The following is a 3,994-nucleotide window of genomic DNA, read 5'->3' as shown; positions in this document are numbered from 1 at the left end:
TCCTGAGGGGAGCCGCCGCCGGTGTTCAGGCCTGTTCTGTTGTGCTCTGTGGCTAACGCTCGTCCGTCTTGCTCTCGGTGAGCTTGTCGGTCTCGTCCTGGATGTCCGAGGCGATCTTGCGGAGAGAGTCGTCGTGCTTGCGCATGTGGTGGGCGCAGAACAGCAGCTCGCCGCCGGAGTTCAGCAGCACCCGGACGTAAGCCTGCGCACCACAGCGGTCGCAACGGTCAGCAGCCGTCAGCGGCTGGGTGGGGGCAAGGGTTCCAGTCACTTCGCCATCCTCAATACTCGGCGTTAGTCACCTCTGACAACATTTAACCCGACCAGGACGTTCCCAACCTGGTCCCGTGTACGCCGACAGCGGAATCTGCCTGGTTGATGCCTGGATGTCGTCTCATGTCCTTGTTGTACCCGCCTCATGGCCCGGCATCCCAGGAAATGGGGAGCATCCAGGTCGCATCCACCGGAGGTGGTAGTCTCGCGCGGGGCAGGCCCCCGTCCTCCCGCCGAGTCCCGGTGGTAGCAAGCGACCGGCACGCCGCCCCCCTATTCGTCAGTGCGGCGCGGTACAAAGGGCACGCACCGCACAGCGCCCTGATGGCCCTGAAGACGCAGGAGATGTCCGAGTGACCGCCTTGACCGCAGTCGTCCACGACCCCGAGGATTACTCCGCCCGACACCTGTCGGTCCTCGAAGGTCTTGAGGCGGTGCGCAAACGGCCGGGCATGTACATCGGGTCCACCGACAGCCGCGGCCTCACCCACTGCATGTGGGAGATCATCGACAACTCCGTGGACGAGGCCCTGGGCGGCTTCTGCACCCGGATCGACGTCACACTGCACTCCGACGGGTCGGTGTCGGTGAGTGACGACGGACGCGGAATCCCCGTGGACGCCGAGCCCAAGTCCGGCCTGTCCGGTGTGGAACTGGTCATGACCAAGCTCCACGCGGGCGGCAAGTTCGGCTCCGGCTCCTACACCGCCTCCGGCGGCCTGCACGGTGTCGGCGCCTCGGTGGTCAACGCCCTGTCGTCCCGCGTGGACGTCGAGGTCGACCGCCAGGGCCGCACCCACGCGATCAGCTTCCGCCGGGGCATCCCCGGCCGCTTCGCCGGTTCCGGCCCCGACGCCGAGTTCACGCCGGTCTCGGGCCTGGAGCAGGTCCGCAAGGTGGCCCAGAAGATCACCGGCACCCGCATCCGGTTCTGGCCGGACATGCAGATCTTCCTCAAGGACGCCGACATCGCCCGCGAGGCGCTGCTGGACCGGGCCCGCCAGACCGCGTTCCTGGTGCCGGGCCTGACCCTCTCCGTGCGCGACGAGCGGGTGGAGGGGGAGCCCGCCCACGAGGAGGAGTTCCGCTTCGACGGCGGCATCGGCGAGTTCTGCACCTTCCTGGCCCCCGACGAGCCGGTCAGCGACGTGCTGCGCATCCAGGGCAGCGGCAACTTCACCGAGACCGTCCCGGTCCTGGACGACGCGGGGCACATGGTGCCCGCCGACGTCGAGCGCCGCCTGGACGTGGACGTCGCCCTGCGCTGGGGTACGGGCTACGACACCACCGTGCGCTCCTTCGTCAACGTCATCGCCACCCCCAAGGGCGGCACCCACATCAACGGCTTCGAACGGGCCCTGGTGCGGGTGATCAACGAGCAGCTGCGCACCACCAAGCTGCTGAGGAACAGCGACGACCCCGTCACCAAGGACGACACCCAGGAGGGGCTCACCGCGGTCGTCACCGTCCGCCTGCCCGAGCCCCAGTTCGAGGGCCAGACCAAGGAGATCCTCGGCACCTCCGCGGCGACCAGGATCGTCTCCCAGGTGGTCGGCAAGGAGCTGCGCGAGTTCCTGACCTCCACCAAGAAGGTGGAGAAGGCCAGGGCGCGCAGCGTCCTGGAGAAGGTGGTCGGCGCCGCCAAGGCCCGCCTGGCCGCGCGCCAGCAGCGCGAGACCCAGCGGCGCAAGACCGCCCTGGAGAACTCGGCGCTGCCCGCCAAGCTGGTGGACTGCCGCAGCGAGGGCCTGGAGCACAGCGAGCTGTTCATCGTCGAGGGGGACTCGGCGCTGGGCACCGCCAAGCTGGCCCGCGACTCGGAGTTCCAGGCGCTGCTGCCGATCCGGGGCAAGATCCTCAACGTGCAGAAGTCCTCGGTCGCCGACATGCTCAAGAACGCCGAGTGCGCGGCCATCCTCCAGGTGGTCGGCGCCGGTTCGGGGCGCACCTTCGACATCGACGCGGCCCGCTACGGCCGGATCATCCTCATGGCCGACGCCGACGTGGACGGCGCGCACATCCGCTGCCTGCTGCTCACGCTCATCTACCGCTACATGCGGCCGATGCTGGAGGCCGGGCGGGTGTACGCGGCCGTGCCGCCGCTGCACCGCATCGAGCTGACCAACACCCGGCGCAAGCGCGGCAGCAAGCCCGAGGACCGCTACGTCTACACCTACTCCGACGCCGAGCTCTCGCGCACGCTGCTGGACCTGGAGAAGCGCAAGATCTCCTGGAAGGAGCCGGTGCAGCGCTACAAGGGCCTGGGTGAGATGGACGCCGACCAGCTGGCCGAGACCACCATGGACCCGCGTTACCGCACGTTGCGCCGGATCCGGGTGGAGCAGGCCGAGGAGGCCTCGTCCGTGTTCAACCTGCTGATGGGCAACGAGGTCGCCCCGCGCCGCCGCTTCATCCAGCAGGGCGCCCAGGAGCTGGACGTGGCCCGCATCGACACCTGACCGGTTTCTCAGGGGGTCTGGGGAGGCTCCCAGACCCCCTCCGCGAGGAACCGGTCGATGGTCGCGCGGTAGGGCGCCGGATCCAGGCCCCGCTCCGCCACCCAGGCGTCGTTGTAGTAGCTGTGCTGGTAGCGTTCGCCGCCGTCGCAGATCAGGGTGACCACGCTGCCCCTGCGCCCCTCCCGGAGCATCCTGGCCACCAGGTGCCACACCCCCCACAGGTTGGTGCCCGTGGAGCCTCCGGCGGAGAGTCCGGTGCGGTCGTGCAGGTGGCGCATCGCGGCGATGCTCGCGGCGTCGGGCACCGGCATCATCAGGTCGATCACCGACGGCACGAAGCTCGGCTCCATGCGGGGGCGGCCGATCCCCTCGATCCGGGAGGGCATCCCGGTGGCGTAGTCGGACGCGCCGGTGACCCAGCCGGGGAAGAACGCCGAGTTCTCCGGGTCCACCACCGCCAGCCGGGTGCCCAGGCGCCGGTAGCGCAGGTAGCGGCCGATGGTGGCGGAGGTGCCGCCGGTGCCCGCGCCCACCACGATCCACTCCGGGCACGGGTGGCGCTCCATGGCCAGCTGCTCGAAGATCGACTCGGCGATGTTGTTGTTGCCGCGCCAGTCCGTGGCCCGCTCGGCGTAGGTGAACTGGTCCATGTAGTGCCCGCCGGTCTCGGCGGCCAGCCGCTCGGCCTCGGCGTACATCGCGGGCGGGGCGTCCACGAAGTGGCACCTGCCGCCGTAGCGCTCGATCAGGGCGATCTTCTCCGGGCTGGTCCTGCGCGGGATGACCGTGATGAAGTCCAGGCCGACCAGCTGGGCGAAGTAGGCCTCCGACACCGCGGTGGACCCCGAGCTGGCCTCCACGATGGTGGTGCCCTCCCGGATCCACCCGTTGGCCAGCCCGTACAGGAACAGCGAGCGCGCCAGCCGGTGCTTGAGGCTGCCCGTGGGGTGCACGGACTCGTCCTTGAGGTACAGGTCGATGCCCCACTCCGGGGGGAGCGGGAACACGTGCAGGTGGGTGTCGGCCGAGCGGTTGGCGTCGGCGACGACCCTGCGTACCGCCTCGTCCGCCCAGGAGCGGGCGCTGTCGTCGCAGCGGTCCACCCACGGGGTGTCGTCGCCCGGCCGCGGACCTGTCGGTGAGGATGCCATGCCCAGCAGCGTAGCCCGCACACGGGAGGGGCCGGGCCCCGAGGGGCCCGGCCTCGCTCCTGCTCGGGCGGGGAACCGCGGCCGACCCGGCCGCGGGGGCGGTCCGGGGGG

Annotated in this window: 3 protein-coding genes; 1 reads left to right on the top strand and 2 read right to left on the bottom strand. The window is 70.1% G+C overall.

Features of this window, described 5'->3' with window-relative positions:
• Positions 1 to 52: 52 nt before the first annotated feature.
• Positions 53 to 271 (bottom strand): hypothetical protein, encoded by a 219-nt coding sequence (locus DQW06_RS27580; protein WP_013154321.1) that lies wholly within the window; start codon positions 269 to 271, stop codon positions 53 to 55.
• A gap of 355 nt (positions 272 to 626) precedes the next feature.
• Here DQW06_RS27580 and DQW06_RS27575 point away from each other — a divergent pair, with 355 nt between their 5' ends.
• Positions 627 to 2,732 carry a type IIA DNA topoisomerase subunit B gene (locus DQW06_RS27575; protein WP_013154320.1) on the top strand — a complete coding sequence of 702 codons (2,106 nt, stop codon included), beginning with the start codon at positions 627 to 629 and terminating at the stop codon, positions 2,730 to 2,732.
• Positions 2,733 to 2,740: 8 nt separating this feature from the next.
• Here the strand turns inward: DQW06_RS27575 and DQW06_RS27570 are convergent, their stop codons facing one another.
• Complete coding sequence (locus tag DQW06_RS27570; protein ID WP_013154319.1) at positions 2,741 to 3,883, bottom strand: PLP-dependent cysteine synthase family protein; 1,143 nt, start codon at positions 3,881 to 3,883, stop codon at positions 2,741 to 2,743.
• Positions 3,884 to 3,994: the final 111 nt, after the last annotated feature.

It is taken from the genome of Nocardiopsis sp. TNDT3, from assembly GCF_003427465.1.
Classification (GTDB): domain Bacteria; phylum Actinomycetota; class Actinomycetes; order Streptosporangiales; family Streptosporangiaceae; genus Nocardiopsis; species Nocardiopsis dassonvillei.
This window is presented reverse-complemented; position numbering and strand designations above follow the sequence as displayed.

Excerpts from the sequence above, each read along its gene's own strand:
- DQW06_RS27570 (WP_013154319.1), bottom strand. The coding sequence starts at position 3,883 with ATGGCATCCTCACCGACAGGTCCGCGGCCGGGCGACGACACCCCGTGG.